This is a genomic window from Pseudarthrobacter oxydans (assembly GCF_013314975.1).
GTDB classification, from domain to species: domain Bacteria; phylum Actinomycetota; class Actinomycetes; order Actinomycetales; family Micrococcaceae; genus Arthrobacter; species Arthrobacter oxydans.
Genome location: NZ_JABTYH010000023.1, coordinates 45,989 through 62,815, shown reverse-complemented (window position 1 = coordinate 62,815; position 16,827 = coordinate 45,989). Strand labels below are relative to the sequence as shown.

General features: G+C 66.4%; 13 protein-coding genes, 1 pseudogene and 1 riboswitch. Of the genes and pseudogenes, 10 read left to right on the top strand and 4 right to left on the bottom strand.

The genetic code is table 11. From position 1 onward, the window contains the following. Positions 1-187 precede the first annotated feature (187 nt). Entirely contained in the window at positions 188-667 is a 480-nt protein-coding gene (locus HTS88_RS14880) for a Dps family protein (protein WP_104189606.1), read from the top strand. 98 nt (positions 668-765) lie between these two features. Here the strand turns inward: HTS88_RS14880 and HTS88_RS14875 are convergent, their stop codons facing one another. Next, complete coding sequence (locus HTS88_RS14875) at positions 766-2,349, bottom strand: MFS transporter (RefSeq protein ID WP_174179658.1); 1,584 nt, start codon at positions 2,347-2,349, stop codon at positions 766-768. Positions 2,350-2,416: 67 nt separating this feature from the next. On the opposite strand from HTS88_RS14875, the gene HTS88_RS14870 reads away from it, so the two are divergent. From HTS88_RS14870 to HTS88_RS14855, 4 genes and pseudogenes are all read left to right on the top strand, one after another. Further along, the gene (locus tag HTS88_RS14870) at positions 2,417-2,956 is read left to right on the top strand and encodes a TetR/AcrR family transcriptional regulator (RefSeq protein ID WP_174179656.1); all 540 of its coding nucleotides are present in this window, start codon (positions 2,417-2,419) and stop codon (positions 2,954-2,956) included. A gap of 91 nt (positions 2,957-3,047) precedes the next feature. Beyond that, positions 3,048-3,146, top strand: a riboswitch (glycine riboswitch). A gap of 178 nt (positions 3,147-3,324) precedes the next feature. After that, entirely contained in the window at positions 3,325-6,261 is a 2,937-nt protein-coding gene (gene gcvP, locus HTS88_RS14865) for an aminomethyl-transferring glycine dehydrogenase (protein WP_217432626.1), read from the top strand. Between the two features lie 11 nt (positions 6,262-6,272). Next, positions 6,273-7,432: pseudogene (gcvT, locus tag HTS88_RS14860) on the top strand (glycine cleavage system aminomethyltransferase GcvT). 318 nt (positions 7,433-7,750) lie between these two features. Next, on the top strand, positions 7,751-9,190 hold the full coding sequence (locus tag HTS88_RS14855; RefSeq protein ID WP_174179652.1) for an L-serine ammonia-lyase: 1,440 nt from the start codon (positions 7,751-7,753) through the stop codon (positions 9,188-9,190). A gap of 13 nt (positions 9,191-9,203) precedes the next feature. Here HTS88_RS14855 and HTS88_RS14850 read toward each other — a convergent pair whose 3' ends face one another. Continuing rightward, positions 9,204-9,749: a TspO/MBR family protein gene (locus HTS88_RS14850; RefSeq protein ID WP_174179650.1), complete on the bottom strand. Its 546-nt coding sequence runs from the start codon at positions 9,747-9,749 to the stop codon at positions 9,204-9,206. A 109-nt stretch (positions 9,750-9,858) separates the two neighbouring features. Here HTS88_RS14850 and HTS88_RS14845 point away from each other — a divergent pair, with 109 nt between their 5' ends. The 3 genes from HTS88_RS14845 (at position 9,859) to HTS88_RS14835 (ending at position 13,976) form a co-directional block, all read left to right on the top strand. Further along, positions 9,859-10,992 carry a lipid II:glycine glycyltransferase FemX gene (locus HTS88_RS14845; protein ID WP_174179648.1) on the top strand — a complete coding sequence of 378 codons (1,134 nt, stop codon included), beginning with the start codon at positions 9,859-9,861 and terminating at the stop codon, positions 10,990-10,992. Positions 10,993-11,126: 134 nt separating this feature from the next. After that, a complete protein-coding gene (locus HTS88_RS14840) occupies positions 11,127-12,404 on the top strand; it encodes a peptidoglycan bridge formation glycyltransferase FemA/FemB family protein (protein WP_425515560.1) in 1,278 nt (425 codons plus the stop codon). A 51-nt stretch (positions 12,405-12,455) separates the two neighbouring features. Further along, positions 12,456-13,976, top strand: coding sequence for a threonine/serine exporter family protein (locus HTS88_RS14835; RefSeq protein WP_246256347.1), 1,521 nt, complete (start codon positions 12,456-12,458; stop codon positions 13,974-13,976). A gap of 24 nt (positions 13,977-14,000) precedes the next feature. Here HTS88_RS14835 and HTS88_RS14830 read toward each other — a convergent pair whose 3' ends face one another. Together HTS88_RS14830 and HTS88_RS14825 are read right to left on the bottom strand one after the other, a co-directional pair. Continuing rightward, a complete protein-coding gene (locus HTS88_RS14830) occupies positions 14,001-14,840 on the bottom strand; it encodes a siderophore-interacting protein (protein WP_174179643.1) in 840 nt (279 codons plus the stop codon). Between the two features lie 14 nt (positions 14,841-14,854). Next, the gene (locus HTS88_RS14825; RefSeq protein WP_174179641.1) at positions 14,855-15,625 is read right to left on the bottom strand and encodes a uracil-DNA glycosylase; all 771 of its coding nucleotides are present in this window, start codon (positions 15,623-15,625) and stop codon (positions 14,855-14,857) included. 141 nt (positions 15,626-15,766) lie between these two features. Between HTS88_RS14825 and HTS88_RS14820 the strand changes: the two genes are divergently transcribed. Beyond that, positions 15,767-16,096, top strand: coding sequence for a DUF3263 domain-containing protein (locus HTS88_RS14820; protein ID WP_174179640.1), 330 nt, complete (start codon positions 15,767-15,769; stop codon positions 16,094-16,096). Positions 16,097-16,146: 50 nt separating this feature from the next. Then, positions 16,147-16,794 carry a LytR C-terminal domain-containing protein gene (locus HTS88_RS14815; protein WP_174179639.1) on the top strand — a complete coding sequence of 216 codons (648 nt, stop codon included), beginning with the start codon at positions 16,147-16,149 and terminating at the stop codon, positions 16,792-16,794. The last annotated feature ends 33 nt before the right edge of the window (positions 16,795-16,827 follow it).

Here is a 16,827-nt window from a genome sequence, read left to right as displayed (position 1 = left end):
ACTATATGAATGGCGTTCATTTAGTATGAGCGGATGTGACGCAGGACGCAAGGGGAAATATGAATGCCGTTCGTTTATGTCCGTGCCTCACGAATTAGTAAGCTCACTGAGAAATCCTCCGCCGACCCGCCACAGTGCGCTGCGGTGCTGATAGCGTCGGGACTACTGGACCACTTGAGGAGGACGCATGAAAGCTTCACCGACACTGACCAACAACCTTCAGGCCGTGCTCGCCGACCTGATCGAACTGCACATCCAGGGCAAGCAGGCGCACTGGAACATCGTGGGAACCAACTTCCGCGACCTGCACCTGCAGTTGGATGAAATCGTGGACGCGGCCCGCCAGTTCGCGGATGACACGGCCGAGCGGATGCGGGCACTGCACGCGCTGCCGGACGGCCGCAGCTCCACCGTGTCCGGGTCCACGAGCCTGGCCCAGTTCCCTGAAGGACTGATCAGCACCAAGGACGCGATCGAACGCATCGTCGCTGCCCTTGAGGCTGCCGTTGGCACCATGCGCAAGGTTCACGATGAAGTGGATGAAGAGGATCCCACTACCGCGGACCTGCTGCACGAGTTCATCGCCAAGCTGGAGCAGTATGCCTGGATGGTCAACGCTGAAAACATGAAGCCCACTGCCAGCGTTACGGCGCCGGACGCAAAGTAGCAGCGTCCGCAGCGAAGCGGAGTGCAGGGCGCCCGCAGCCGGAGGTGGAATCCTCCGGCTGCGGGCGCCTTCTGCTGTCACGCTGCTCAGGTCACCTTTCAGCTGTCCGCCCTGGGCACTTTCCGAAGCACGACGGCGGCGAGGACTGCCGCCGTCGCCATCAGTACCAGCCCAATTGCTGCGGTGATGTGCACCCCCGAATCGAACGCCCCTGCCGCGGCCAGGCGCACGGCATCTGCCATGGGCTGCGGCAGCCTGGCCGCCAGCTCCATGGCGCCGGCGAGGGTCTCGCCGGCCTGCGCAGTTCCCGCGGCGGGGGCGGCTTCGGTGATGCCCTCCGGCAGTCGCAGGTTGTGCTGGTAGGAGGCGGTGAGGATGGAACCCAATACCGCGGTTCCCAGCAGGGCGCCCACCTCGTAGCCCGTCTCGGAGACCGCTGCTGCTGCGCCTGATTTTTCCGGGGGCGCACTTCCCAGGATGAGGTCGTTGGAGATTGTTTCGGCAGTTCCCACGCCCAGCGCGAGGATCAGCAGTGCGGCCAGCAGCAGTGAGGGGCCGCCCGCATGGCTGCCAAAAGTGACCAGGCTGTACCCCGTGGCGCTCATCGCAAGCCCGGCCGCCACAACGAAGCCCGGCCGCACTTTCCGTACGGCCGGCACCGCGGCAAGCCCCGCAACAACGGTGGCCACCAGGGCCGGAATCATCGCCATTCCGGCGGCCGAGGGTGACATGCCCTCGATGAGCTGGAGGTGCTGGGCCAGGAAGAGGATGAACCCGTTGAAGGAGAACAGGGCCAGGACGTTGGCGGTGATCGCCATGCTGAAAACCCTGTTCCGGAACAGGGAAATGTCCAGGAGCGGGCTGTGCAGGCGCTGCTGGCGGCGGACAAACACAACGCCCATTGCCACGCCGAACGCCATGGTCCCCAGTGCTGCGGCGCCTGGTCCTTCGGTGGCGAACTCCTTGATCCCATAGACCACCGGGGCCATGGTGAACAGGGAGACCAGGATGCTGGGCGCGTCCACCTTCCCCGGGGACGGGTCCCGGGATTCCGGGATGAAGGCGGGGCCCAGGACCAGGAGGGGGAGCATGATGGGCGCTGCGACCAGAAGTACTGCTCCCCACCAGAACTGTTCCACCAGCCAGCCGCCAAAGATCGGCCCCAGCGCGGCGCCGCCCGAGAACCCCGCGGCCCAGACCGCGATGGCCAGCCGCCGCCGGTTGGGGTCCGTGAAGATGTTCCGGATCAGCGACAGCGTGGAGGGCATCAGCATGGCGCCAAAGAAGCCCAGCGCGGCCCTGCCTGCGATAAGCCAGCCCGCATTGGGGGCAAAGGCGGTGGCTGCTGATACCGCCGCGAAGCCGATGCTGCCGATGACCAGCAGCCGCCGGCGTCCGACCCTGTCGCCCAGGCTCCCCATGGCAACCAGCAGCCCCGCCAGCACCAGCGGGTAGGCGTCCACGACCCAGAGGAGCTCAACTCCCGACGTGTCCAGGGCGCTCGCGATGGCCGGCAGCGCAAAGGTCAGCGCCGTGTTGTCCACAGCAACCAGCAGGACGGGAAACATCAGCAACCCCAGCGCCAGCCAGTCCCGCCGGCTGCCCGGTGAGCGGTTGCCTGCGGGCAGATTGGACGGAGCGGGGTGGAAGCTCTTGGGCTGGGAGGCGGCGGGCGGTGTCATGGATTTAACTGTACCGTCTGGACGGTATAGTTAAAAAATTGAATCCCCACCGTGCATGATGGGAACCATGGCCAGGAAACCCGTCGCGCGAGATGCAGTCCTCGATGCTTTTGAAGAGCTCCTTATCGACGTGGGAGAGCGGGCGGCCACCCTCGATGCGGTCGCCGGGCGGGCCGGTGTTTCCAAGGGCGGCCTGCTCTACCACTTCCCCAACAAGGAAGCGCTGATCACGGCCACCCTCGAGCGGCTGGACCGGCTGGCGGGGGAGGATCTCGCTGCGATGGCGGCCGCGAAGGAAGGCGCCGCCGCGTATTTCATCCGGTCATCCCTCTGGTCCGACACCCCCATGGACCGCTCCTTCGTTGCTGCCACCCGCCTGGCGGAAGTGGCGCACGAGGAGGCACGGCGCCGCTTCGCCGCGATCCAGCAGCAGTGGCTGGACCTCATCGGGAAGGACGTGGGCGCGGCAATGGCCAAGGCGGTGCTGTACATGGGGGATGGGCTGTACTTCAACGCCATGTGGGAGAGCGGGCCCTCCGGCAACCCCGGGAACAGGCGGGAGGACGTGGAGGAGCTCCTGGCGGCAGTGGAGCGGCTGAGGGGCTGACCGGCATTTGCCCGCGGGCCCGCAGCGTAGGAGAATTGCTCCATGTGTGGGCCGTCACCGGCAACCACAAACACTACAAATCAATAGCCTTTGATCTGCGGCGGGAGAGTTCTGCCAGAAGGTACACGCAGGCGCCGTAGGAGCAATACCTCCCCAGGAATCTCACAGGCCCATGTACCGCCGCGGCGAGGCAACTCTGGAAAGCAGCAGGCTGTCGGCTTTGAGATCCGGTCCCGGAAATCCAGGCAGCTGTGCTCACCGACGGTGCAAGCGGGACCGGCCCAGGCCGGCCACGCGGAAACTCTCAGGTCCAATACAGAGCGGGGAGGGACACGAATCGATGTGGCGTACCCTGCGCCGCCCTATTTATGGAGTTCCTCGTGACTGTATCTCCGGCCTCCGCCGCCCCGGCCGCCACCACACCTGCTTCTGCCGAACCCGTTTCTGCCGCAGCCTTCGTTGACCGGCACATCGGCGCAAGGCGCCAGTCCGACGTCGACACCATGCTCAAGGCAGTGGGTTACGACACCGTGGACGCGCTGGTGGATACCGCCGTCCCCAAGGACATTCGGCAGGATTCCCCGCTGGAACTGGCAGGCGCGCTGAGCGAGGTGGAGGCCCTCGCGGAGCTCCGCAGGCTGGCCGCCAGGAACAAGACCGCCGTGCAGATGATCGGCCAGGGCTACTACGACACCGTGGCCCCGCCGGTGATCCGCCGCAACATCCTCGAAGGACCGGCCTGGTACACCGCCTACACCCCGTACCAGCCCGAGATTTCCCAGGGCCGGCTCGAGGCGCTGCTCAACTTCCAGACCATGGTGCAGGACCTGGTGGGCCTGCCCATCGCCAACGCCTCCCTGCTGGACGAAGCCACCGCCGTGGCCGAGGCCGTGCTGATGATGCGCCGGGCGAATAAGTCCACCGGACAGAATGCCGCTGCCCGCGACGGTAAGACGGTGCTGGACGCCGACTGCCTGCCGCAGACCATTGCCATTGTGAAGGGCCGCGCCGAAGCGCTCGGCTTCAAGGTTGAAGTGGCGGACCTTTCCCAGGGACTGCCGGACGGTGCCATCAACGGGATTGTCCTGCAGCAGCCCGGTGCTTCCGGCCGGGTCTGGGATCACTCCGCGGTGATCGCAGGGGCCAAGGAGCGCGGTGCGCTGGTCACGGTTGCCGCCGACCTCCTGGCCCTCACCCTCATCACCCCTCCGGGCGAGCAGGGTGCGGACATCGCCGTGGGCTCCGCCCAGCGCTTCGGCGTCCCGCTGTTCTACGGCGGCCCGCACGCGGCCTACATGGCTGTGCAAAAGGGCCTTGAGCGCTCAATGCCCGGCCGCCTGGTGGGCGTCTCCAAGGACAACGCCGGCGTCCCGGCCTACCGCCTTGCCCTGCAGACCCGCGAGCAGCACATCCGCCGCGAGAAGGCCACGTCCAACATCTGCACCGCCCAGGCGCTGCTCGCCATCGTGGCCTCGATGTACGCCGTCTACCACGGCCCGGAGGGCCTGAAGGCGATTGCACTGTCCGCCCATACCCACGCCAGGAGCCTGGCTGCGTCCCTCAAGGCCGCAGGCCTCGATGTGCTGCATACCAGCTTCTTCGACACCGTCACGGTTTCGGTGCCGGGCAAGGCTGCCGGAATCCTCGCCGCAGCCGAGGCAATGGGCATCAACCTGCGCAGCATCGATGCCGACACCGTCGGCTTCTCAACCGATGAAACCACGACGCCGGACATTGCCAGCCGCGTCCTCGAAGCCTTTGGCGTGGACACCCCCGACGTCCCGGCCACGGCGAAAGGCAACGCAGCCTTCGCGCTGGACACCGCCGTCGAACGCTCCACCGATTTCCTGCAGCACCCGGTGTTCAATACCCACCGTTCCGAGACCCAGCTGCTGCGCTACATCCGGAAGCTTTCCGACCGGGACCTGGCGCTGGACCGCACCATGATCCCGCTGGGTTCCTGCACCATGAAGCTGAACGCCACGGCCGAGATGGAAGCCATTTCCTGGCCGGAGTTCGCCTCGATCCACCCGTTTGCCCCGGACTCCCAGACTGCGGGCTGGCGTGAGCTGATTGCGGGCCTGGAGGCGGACCTTGCCGAGATCACGGGCTATGACCAGGTGTCCATCCAGCCGAACGCCGGGTCCCAGGGTGAGCTCGCCGGGCTGCTGGCGATCCGCGGCTACCACCACTCCCGCGGTGACCAGCAGCGCAACGTCTGCCTGATCCCGGCCTCGGCGCACGGCACCAACGCCGCGTCCGCGGTCCTGGCCGGGATGAAGGTTGTGGTGGTGGCCACCGCTGCGGACGGCACGATCGACCACGCCGACCTGGAAGCGAAGATCGAGGCCCACAAGGACGTCCTTTCGGCCATCATGATCACGTACCCGTCCACCCACGGCGTGTACGACTCCGATGTCCGTGAGGTCTGCGACGCGGTCCACGCCGCCGGGGGACAGGTGTACGTTGACGGTGCAAACCTGAACGCTCTTGTGGGCCTGGCGCAGCCGGGCAAGTTCGGTGGCGACGTCTCGCACCTGAACCTGCACAAGACCTTCTGCATCCCGCACGGCGGCGGCGGACCCGGCGTCGGACCGGTTGCTGCCAAGGCACACCTGGCACCCTTCATGCCCGGCAACGCCGCCACCTGGACCGAAGGCAACGACGTCCCCATCTCCGCCTCCAAGTTCGGATCCGCGGGCGTACTGCCCATTTCCTGGGCCTACGTGAAGCTGATGGGCGGCCAGGGCCTGACCGAGGCCACCAAGTCCGCACTGCTCGCTGCCAACTACGTGGCAGCACGGCTGAACGACTTCTTCCCGGTCCTGTACACCGGCGAAGCCGGCTTGGTGGCGCACGAGTGCATCCTGGACCTGCGCGAACTCACCGCCCGCACCGGCGTCACCGCGGAGGACGTGGCCAAGCGGCTCATCGACTACGGTTTCCACGCCCCCACGCTGGCTTTCCCCGTGGCCGGCACGCTCATGGTGGAGCCCACCGAGTCCGAGGACCTGGGGGAGATCGACCGCTTTATCGAAGCCATGATCGCCATCCGCGCCGAGATCGACCAGGTGGCGAACGGTGACTTCACTGTGGCGGACAGCCCGCTACGGAACGCACCGCACACCGCTGCTGCCGCCATCAGCAGCGACTGGGACCGGGCGTACCCGCGCGAGCAGGCCGTGTTCCCGGTGAAGTCACTCAAGCAGGACAAGTACTTCCCACCGGTTGGCCGCATTGACGGCGCCGCCGGAGACCGGAACCTGATTTGCTCCTGCCCGCCGCTCTCCGAATTCGAAAACTGAGGACGCCTGCCATGGCTGAGAAGCGCACCGCCCTCTATGACGAGCATGCCAAGCTCGGTGCCTCCTTCACCGACTTCGGCGGCTGGCAGATGCCCCTGAAGTACAGCTCCGAACTGGCCGAGCACCACGCCGTCCGTAACGCCGCCGGCCTGTTCGACCTGTCCCACATGGGCGAGGTCTGGGTCACCGGGCCGGAGGCCGCCGCGTTCCTGGACTACGCGCTGGTGGGTAAGATCTCGGCCATGGCCGTGGGCAAGGCCAAGTACTCGCTGATCTGCACTGAGGACGGCGGCATCATCGACGACCTCATCACCTACCGCCGCCCTGCGGCGGACACCGCAGGAGACGGGACCGACCGCTTCCTGGTGGTTCCCAACGCAGGCAACGCCAAGCTGGTGGCCGCGGCCCTGGCCGAACGGGCCGCCGGCTTCGATGTCACCGTGGACGACGCCTCCGCGTCCACCTCGCTGATCGCCGTTCAGGGTCCCAAGGCACAGGAGCTGCTGCTGCGCCTTGTACCGGCTGCCCGGCACGGCCTGGTCACGGAGCTGAAGTACTACGCCGCCGTGGAGGTTCCGTTCCTGGTGGGAGGCGCCGGGCAGGAGCTCCTGCTTGCACGTACCGGCTATACCGGTGAGGACGGCTTCGAGATCTTTGTGGCGAACAACGACGCCCCCGCCCTGTGGCAGGCACTCGCCGCCATCGCGGAGGACGGGGAGCTGACGCCGGCCGGGCTGGCTTCGCGCGACTCCCTCCGCCTTGAAGCGGGGATGCCGCTGTACGGGAACGAGCTCTCACTGCAGGGTGACCCCTTCGCCGCAGGCCTGGGACCCGTCGTCGCCCTCTACAAGGAAGGCGACTTCGTGGGAAAGGCCGCCCTGGCCGCCAAAAAGGAGGCCGGGGCCGGCTCCTCCGCAGGCCGCAGGCTTGTGGGACTCAAAGGACTGGGCCGGCGCGCCGTCCTTGAGCACACTACCCCGTGCTCAAGGACGGCAAACCCGTAGGCGAAGTCACCTCCGGGCAGCCCTCACCCACGCTCGGGTACCCGATCGCCATGGCGTACGTTGACGTTGAGTTCACCCAGGCCGGCACGGCATTGGACATCGACCTCCGGGGCAAGGCGGAGCCGTTCGTCGTCGTCGATCTCCCGTTCTACAAGCGCGCCACGTAGGTGCACCCGGCCTGACTTACGTCCGGGGACGCCGGACCGGACATTTTCCGCGTGCCCTGGGCCCACGCCGTCAGGGTTCCCTGGCCGAGCTTGCGAGGTTAGGGAGACGGTGGGGAGCACGTTATCGAAAAGTCCGGCTCCGCCGGCCCCTCGCGGTCCTGTCACCTTAGGTGACGGCGTAGGCGGCTGGGCGGATTCCGGAGGCGGGCGTTTAAGGGGGCGTCACGTCCGCTTAGCGGGCGTCTTCGCGACCGAGCCCGCGGAGGAATTCGGCCGGTCGCACCCAACCCACCACGAACTCTTTGGTTAGGAACCACCATGGCTGTTGGCGTCTTTGATCTTTTTTCGATCGGGATCGGACCTTCGTCTTCTCATACTGTGGGGCCGATGCGGGCTGCTGCTGTGTTTGCGGAGGAGTTGAAGGCTTCGGGGGTGCTGGCGGGGGTGGCGTCGTTGCGGGTGGATTTGTATGGGTCGTTGGCGGCGACGGGTCATGGGCATGGGACGATGACGGCCATTTTGCTGGGGTTGGAGGGGTTCCATCCGGAGCTGATCCTGCCCGATGAGGTGGAGGAGCGGCTGGCCGCGATCGCTGAGACCGGGACCCTCCAGCTCGCTGGTGCGGTGGCGTTGCCGTACGGGGTGAAGGACATGGTGCTGCGGCCCTTGACGGTCCTGCCCAGGCATACGAACGGGATGACGTTCACGGTCTCCGACGCGGCCGGTGAGGTACTGCATGCGGCGACGTTCTTTTCGGTGGGCGGCGGGTTCATCGTCCGTGAGGGTGAGGAGGACGCGGCGCTGCAGGAGCTGGAGGAGTCGAAGAAGGAGCTGCCGCTGCCGTTCCGGACCGCGGCGGAGCTGCTGGAGCACTGCCGGGAAACGGGCCTGGGCATCAGTGATGTGATGCGGGTGAACGAGGAGGACAGCCGCACCCCGGGGGAGATCCGGGCGGGGCTGCTGCATATCTGGTCGGTGATGGAGGACTGTGTGGCGACGTCCCTGAAGCGGGAGGGTGTGCTGCCGGGCGGGTTGAAGGTCCGGCGCCGTGCCCCGGACTGGTATGACCGGCTGCGGAAGGAAAGCGCCCGGCCCGGCGGCGCCGAAAACGATAACGCCGGGGCGGGGGAGTTCCATGATCCGAAGTATTGGCAGGAGTGGGTTAATTTGATTGCTCTTGCGGTGAATGAGGAGAACGCCTCTGGCGGGCGGGTGGTGACGGCGCCGACGAACGGTGCTGCGGGGATTATTCCGGCGGTGCTGTATTACGCGCTGCATTTCGCACCCGGCATGGAAAACGCAAGCCAGGAAGACCTGGACGACGTCGTGGTGCGTTTCCTGCTGGCCGCGGGTGCGGTGGGGGTGCTGTACAAGGAGCAGGCGTCGATTTCTGGTGCTGAGGTGGGGTGCCAGGGTGAGGTGGGGTCGGCGTCGTCGATGGCTGCTGCGGGCCTGGCTGAGGTGATGGGCGGGTCTCCGGCGCAGGTGGAGAACGCGGCGGAGATCGCGATGGAGCACAACCTGGGGTTGACGTGTGATCCGATCGGCGGGCTGGTCCAGGTCCCGTGTATCGAGCGGAACGCGATCGCGGCGGCGAAGGCGATCAACGCCGCGAAGATGGCGCTCTGGGGCGACGGGTCCCACCGGGTGTCGCTGGATGAGGTGATCGTGACCATGCGCGAGACCGGCAAGGACATGAGCTCCAAATACAAGGAAACGGCCATGGGCGGCCTCGCCGTCAACGTCGTCGAATGCTGACAGCGTTAAACCTTCAGTTGTGGACGGCAGCCCACCAGTTCAAGGTGGACGCAAAGACCAGCCACGCAATGTAGGGGAGCAGCAGCAGTCCCGCGGTCCGGCTGATGGGGCCGAAGTAGAGGACCGTCACCGTGACCGCGGCGATCAGGGCCACGATAATGGCCATGGCCAGCCACAGGGCAGCCGTACCCATAGCGGGATAGAGGCCGAAGAACACCGGAGTCCAGGCGAGGTTCAGGCCCAACTGGACCGCGTACGCCGTCAACGCCGGCCTGGTCTTGGGAGCCCTCTTCCGCCACACAAGCCAGGCAGCCACCGCCATGGCTGTGTAGAGCAGTGTCCATACCGGGCCGAAGAGCCAGTTGGGCGGCGACCAGGGCGCCTTGTCAGCCGTGGCATACCACCCGTCCACATTGTCAACGGTGGAGAATCCGCCGAGCCCGGCCACCAGGAAGGATGCCACCAGGAATCCGGCCAGCACCGCTGCCTGGACCCGCGCGCTGTACGGCTGGCCGCTTCCATCCGGCGGGGATGACAACTCTTCACGGTTAGGCTGCATGCCTCCACCCTTGCCAACCGGTCCACCCGAGTCAAGGGCACGGGCCGCGGCAGGCACGGGCCGGCTGCTGAAAAGCCGTGGGGGCTTCAGGCTTTAGACTTGAGGCTGCATGTCCGCACGCAGACACGAGTACCGAAACCGCGCACGAAACCGATTGGACACGGCCCCCTTGCGAGAATTTACCGCACGTTTTGCCACAGCCGAAGAGATTGAAAACTGGGACAAGCACGTCACGGCCAACCCCAACGGCGGCAACATGCTGCAGTCCGCCGCTTACGCTTCGGTAAAGAACGGCAGTGGCTGGAAAGTCCGGTTCCTGGTCCTCGAAAACGGTGGATCGGCCAGCTACAACCTGGTGCTCGAAAAGAACTTCCCCGTGCTGGGCCGGCTGTGGTACCTCATCAAGGGACCTGACCTGGCGGCGGCGGCGGACCTCAGAGCGGCGCTGGAGGCCTGCGCGGCTTTCGTGCGCAGCCGGAAGCTCAACGTCTTCACCATCAAGATCGAGCCGGACATCCTTGACTCGGAGGAAGCCCAGGCACACCTGAAGGTGGCGGGCCTGGCCAAGGCGCCCAACATCCAGTCCAACGACTCCACTGCGCTGCTGGATATCTCCGGCCCCGAAGAAGTGGTGTTCAAGGCCATCTCCTCCCGGGCGCGTAACGCCATCCGACGGGCCGAGCGGGAAGGCTGCGAAGTGGTCCGCAAGGAACACGGTCCGGAAACCTACCGGGCCCTCTATGACCTGATGGCGGACACCGTCAATGCCAAGGGCTCCATGCCCCTGCGCAGCTACGCGTATTACGCTGCGTTCTGGGACGAATTCTGCAACCGCGGCCAAGGCAACTTCTTCTTCACCTATGAAGACGGGAAACCCAGTGTGGGAGCCTTCGTCATCAACTACGGTGCCAAAGCCACCTACAAGGACGGCGGCTCCACCCAGAACCGCAAACAGTACGGCGATTCGCACCTCGTCCAGTGGGCTGCCATCCGGCGCATGCAGGAGCTCGGCTGCACTGAATACGATTTCTGCGGCACCCCGCCGGCCTCACGGATCAAGGACAAGAGCCACAATCTCTACGGGATGGGCATGTTCAAGACCAGCTTCACCAAGACTGTCACCGATTTTGTCGGCTGCCACGACTACGTTCTCTCGCCCCTGAAGCACCGGCTCTGGGTCAAGGGAGCAGAGAAGGTGTTCCGCCGGATCGAAACTGCCCGCACCGGCCAGCAGTTCTACTGACCCGGAAGACCGGCCGCAGCTGACTGCCCAGCCACCCGCCGCCGGGCCCCGCCCACATCCTGCCTATGCCAGCCCCCATCCGTGAAGAAGGTAACCCCTTGACTGCAATATCCGCCGCCGACCTGGAGTTCGCCATGCTCAGCGACGCCGAATTCGAGCAGTTCGCGCTGAAGCACCCACAGAACAGCTTCCTCCAGTCCCTCGACTTCGCCCGGTTCCAGCGTGCCCGGGGACAGCAGGTTGAACTTTTCGGAGTGCGCCGCGACGGCGAACTGGTGGCGGCCGGCAAACTGAATTACACCACCACGCGCCTCGGCTACACGGTGTGCGAATGCGCCAAGGGCCCCCTGATGGACTACACGGACCCTGGACTGGTGCGCGCCGTCGTCGAACTCCTCCGCAAACGCGCAGCGGAGCGGAAAGCCGCCGAGCTCCGGATCTCCCCGAACCTCAGGTACATGGCCCGCGATGCCGACGGCGCGGAACACCCCGAAGTGGAGGACAACAGGCCGCTGGTGGCACAGCTCGGCGGGCTGGGGTTCCAGCACCAGGGGCTGGACATGAACTTCGTGAACGTGAACTGGATGTTCATCAAGAGCCTGGAAGGCATCCAGGACGCGGAGGAACTGATCATGGGAACCAGCTACCGCACCCGGAAGGCCATCCGCAAAGCGGAAAAGAACGGTGTTTTCCTGGAGCAGGCAACGCTGGAGACCCTTGATGAGTTCTACGGCGCCCTGAGCCGGGCCGGCGACGAAAAGGGTTTCGTCTACCGCGAACGCGCCTATTATGAACAGCTGCTCCGCACCACGTCGGCCGAGTTCACCAAGCTCATGATGGCCAAGATTGACATTCCTGCCTACCGGAAATCCATTACGGAGCGGCTGGCCGCGGAATCGGAAACCGCGGCAGAGCTCCGCCGCGAGGTGGAGGAGACCGGCAGCAAGAAAAAGGCCAACCGGCTCAAAGTGGTCCAGGACCTGGTGGACAGCTACGAGCGAAGCCTGAAGGACATCGAACGTTTTCCGGATTCGGTTGGCGTTGCCACGGTGGCCGCCATCCACTTCGTCTGCTACGGCGACGAAGTGGTCTGCGTCATCGGCGGCACCGTGCAGGACTACATCTACTTCAACGGAGCCACCTCGCTGTACTGGGGGATGATGCTCCACGCCCTTGAGAAGGGTTACCCGCGGTACAACTTCTACGGTACGTTCGGCATCTCCGGCCAGGACGAGGAAGGCCACGGCGGCTACGAGTTCAAGAAGGGCTTCGGCGGCGAAGTGTTCCAGCTCGTGGGCGACTTTGTGATGCCTGTCCGCCCTGCCGTGTTCCGCGCCAACAGGCTTGCCCGCGCCGCAGCGGGGGCCGCCCGCCTCCTGCTGGGCAAGCTGCCCCTGCGGCGCTCCGCCTGACGCGCTCCGCAGCACACACGCTGCACACCACCACAACGGGAGGAGGGACCCATGACCGACCGGCCTGACTATCCCGGCGGCGGATCACCAAAGGCAACGCCATCACCGAAGGCACCGCCGCGCACGGACGGCCTGCCCAAAACCGAGCCTCTGACCCCCTCCCAGCTGCGGCAGAATGCTGCGGCGAAAAGGATGCTGCGGCGCCTGGTCCAGGGCGAGAACCCGCCCACTGCTCCCATGAGCATCGTGGACAGGCTCACCGGCAGCCCCTATGCGAACCCCATGATCCAGGTGGGCGGCGTGGACACGTCCGCCCGGAAGACCCTGGACTTCGCGCTGCACCTGGCCGAAACCATGTTCCGCTACGGTGCTGGTGCCCTGGAGGTTGAAACCAGCATCATTGCCGTCACGGCGGCGCTGGGCCTGAAGAACATCGAAGTGGACATCACCAACCAGTCGGTGGGCATCAACTACGCGCCCAAGGACCAAACCCCCATTGCGCTGCTGCGGGTGGTCCGGTCCTGGACCAACAACTACGCAGGCCTGGCCAAGGTCCACCAGCTGGTGACGGACATCGTTGCGGGGGGAGTGGGGCGTGACGAGGCGATCCGCAGGCTGGATGAGGCCATCACCAGTCCCAAGCCGTTCCCCCGCTGGATGGTGACGGCGGCGTTCGGGGTCTTTGCCGCAGCGTTCGTTGCTGTGCTGGGCGGCGGGCCGGTGTCCTCCGCCATTGCGTTCGCCGTCAACATCGGCGTGAGCCTGCTGGCCCGCCAGCTGGGCCGCTGGCGCGTGCCGGACTTCTTCACCACCGCCAGCTGCTCCTTCGCGGTGACCCTGCTGGCTCTGCTGTTGTGGCAGTTTGGGCTGACCACCTCTCCGGCGATCGTGGTGGTGGGCGGAATCCTCCTGCTCCTGCCCACAGGCCGGCTGGTCTCCTCCGTGCAGGACGCCATCAACGGCTTCCCCGTGACCGCGGCGGGGCGGTTCCTTTCCACCCTGCTGACCTTTGGTGCGCTGGTAGCGGGCATCGCCGTCGCTTTTGTGGTGGGCCAGCTGACCAGCATGCAGGCAATCGACGTGACGCAGACCTTCCCGCCCGCCTACGACCTGTGGGTGCTGGTGATCCTGGTTGCCGTGGCGGTGATGGCCATCGGGGTGACCGAGCAGACAACCTGGCAGCTCCTGCTGCCCACCGCGGCGGTGGGCGTCGCGGGGTACCTGGTCCTGCTGGGCGGCGGCCTGCTGGGCATTGGCGACCGGTTCTCGCCGGCCCTGGCTGCCGTGGTGATCGGCCTGCTCGCACGGGTGGTCGCTCTGCGCATGGGCGCACCACAGCTGGTGGTGGCGGTGCCGGCGGCACTCATCCTGCTGCCCGGCCTCACCATTTTCCGCTCCATGTACGTCCTGACCATCGAGGAAGCCGAGATCCTGCTCGGCGCCGGCGGGATGCTCAACGCCGGTGCCATCGTCCTGGGAACTGCCGGGGGGATCGTGCTGGGCGATACCCTCGCGAGGCCGCTGACCCGCAGCCTGGCCAGCAACGAGCGGCGGCGGGCCCGCCGCCGCTGACCGGGCCGGCCTGGATCTGTCCTCCTAGATCTGACCTATGGGCAACTTCTTCTCGGCCTGGAAGACGTCCTCGACGCGGCCCCTGGCCCAGTAGCCGGACAGGGACACCTGCTTGCGGTCCAGTCCGCGCTGGACGAACAGGACATCCCGGAGTGCCTTCATGTACCCCCGCTCGCCGTGGGCAAAAACGTCCACCCTCCCCGCGGGCCAGTCAGCCTCCGCAACGGCCTGCACCAGGAGGTTGCTTTGGCCGGCGGGGACACCGCGGCGGAAGAGCCAGTGCAGTTCCAGCCCGGCCGGTGCGGCAATCGGCTGGATGTCGGCGTCGGAATCGACCTCGAGGAACGCGACGCCGGCCGCTTCCGCCGGCAGGGATTCAATGCAGGCGGCGATGGCGGGCAGGGCCGCCTCATCTCCGGCGAACAGGTACCAGTCGGCTTTGGGGTCCGGGTTGTACGCACCCCCCGGGCCGGTGAAAGTCAGGGTGTCGCCTGGCTCGGCCCTGGCCGCCCAGGGGCCAGCCAGCCCCTCGTCGCCGTGGACCACAAAGTCGATGGCAAGTTGCCGGGCCGCGGTATCCACCCAGCGGAGGGTGTATGTGCGCGTGAAAGGCCATTGTTCCCGGGGCATGGTCTCCCGGATGCTCCACAGATCCAGGGGTGAGGGATACCGGACCCCCGGCTGCGGAAAGACGATCTTGACGTACCGGTCAACAAAGCCGTTATTGACGAAATCGGCGAAACCGTCCCCGCCCGCGACAATCCGGACCATCTGCGGCGCCAGCTGTTCCCGGCGGACCACCGTGAGGTTGACCTGGGGGCGGCTTTTCTTGCTGGCGCTGGTGGAGGCGGGAACAATGCTCATAAGGCAAGCCTAAGCTAGGGCACCGCCGGAAGCTCCCAGGTTACGTCCGCGGCCCCCTGCTCCCGCAGGAGCTTGTTGACGCGGCTGAACGGGCGGGAGCCAAAGAAACCCCGTGACGCGGACAAGGGGCTGGGGTGCGCGCTGGACACTGCCGGGACCCCGGGCAGCAGCGTGCGCACGCTCTCGGCGTCCTTCCCCCACAGAACCGCGACCAGCGGCAGGGGTGACCCGTCCGGTGCCCGCCGCGCGCCCAGCGCCTCGACGGCCGCCGTCGTAATGTCTTCCCAGCCCTTCCTCCGGTGGGATCCCGCAGATCCCGCCCGTACCGTCATCACCCGGTTCAGGAGCAGTACCCCCTGCCCGGCCCATGCGGAGAGGTCACCATGCACCCTCGGCGGGATTCCCAGGTCGGCCTCCAGCTCCCGGTAGATGTTCGCGAGGCTCCTGGGAATGGGCCGGACGTGCGGGTCAACGGCGAAGGACAGCCCGACGGCGTGCCCCGGCGTGGGGTAGGGGTCCTGTCCCACAATCAGCACCTTCACGTCCGCAAGGGGCTGGCGGAAGGCCCGCAGGACGTTCGACGGCGCCGGCAGGACCCGGTGACCGTCCGCCACTTCGCCTGCCGCGAAGCGAAGAACGGCGCGAAGTTGGGCGTCCACGCCGGAGAGTGCGGCGGCCCAGTCCGGGGCCATCAGCTCTGCCAGCGGCAGCTGCGCCAGCCCGGCGAAGCCGGTGCTGCCTGCAGGTTCCTGCTCCAGCTCAAACAAGGCGTCCGATTCAAACATCAGTCCATTCTTGCAGGCGGCGGGAGGCGCCGGCCGGACCGTACGGTGTGTGCGGCGGGGCTATGCGCAAATGACAATGGTGTTGTTCGTCCGTAGCATGGGGGTCAGACATTTTACGTAACCAGCTAAGGAGAGTGCGCCGTGGCGGAGCCAGCTCGGGAGCACCTGCCGGCGCAGGAACAACGGAACGCCCTGCTGGCGGATTTCACCCTGCGGGAGTCGCCGCTGAGCGAGCGGGACCAGCAGATGCTCGCCCTGGAGCGGCAGTGGTGGAAGTATGCGGGCGCCAAGGAGCAGGCCATCAGGGAACTGTTCGATCTGTCCGCCACGCACTATTACCAACTCCTCAACGCCCTGATCGACACCGAGGATGCGCTGGCGCATGACCCCATGCTGGTCAAGAGATTGCGTAGACTACGTACTTCGCGTCACCGTGCACGCACTGCACGCCGACTGGGGTCCGACGCATAAGACGCTCACGCTGAGTCCTCAGCAGCTACACACAAGGATGTCTCTCTCCCATGACCAAATACGCCCGCGATGAATTCGACAAGGTCCCGGAGACCGCGTCGCGACAAGGTGTACACCGCACAGCCTCCGCTCCGGCGCGGGTCCGTCTCTGGCCCATCCTGACTGCGGGGATTGTTGCGCTGGCCATCGGCGTGGTTTCTTTCCTGATCCTGCCCAGGCTCGGATTCGACGGTCCGGCAACCCAGGCGTCGTCGAGCCTGGAAGCAGCACCGCTGGCCGGAACCGGATCGACTCCGTCCGCCGCGCCGGACCCGTCAGACGTCCCCTCCACCGAGCCTGAGCCGTCGCCTTCCTCCGAACCTGCCGGCGCGGCAGGAAACGGGACATCGTCCAGCCCCCAGAGCACTGCGCAGGCCGCAACAGTGGATAAGGCCCAGGCCGTGGCGGTCTACAACGCTGCCGGAACTGCCGGGCTGGCCAGCCGCGTGGGCGGAACCCTGCAGGCGGACGGGTGGACACTGGGCCAGGTAGGCAACTGGGCAGGGGCACCCCAGCAGGGCTCCATCATCTTCTACGCGGGAGCGGCGCAGGAGGCCAACGCGCAGGCCCTCGCGGAACTTGTGGGCATCCCCACCGTGGTGGAGAGCACCGAATTCCAGGTTCCCCTGGTGGTGGTGCTCGGCCCCGGATACCGGTAGGCCGGGGTTCCCAACAGGGCGCCTCACGCCACA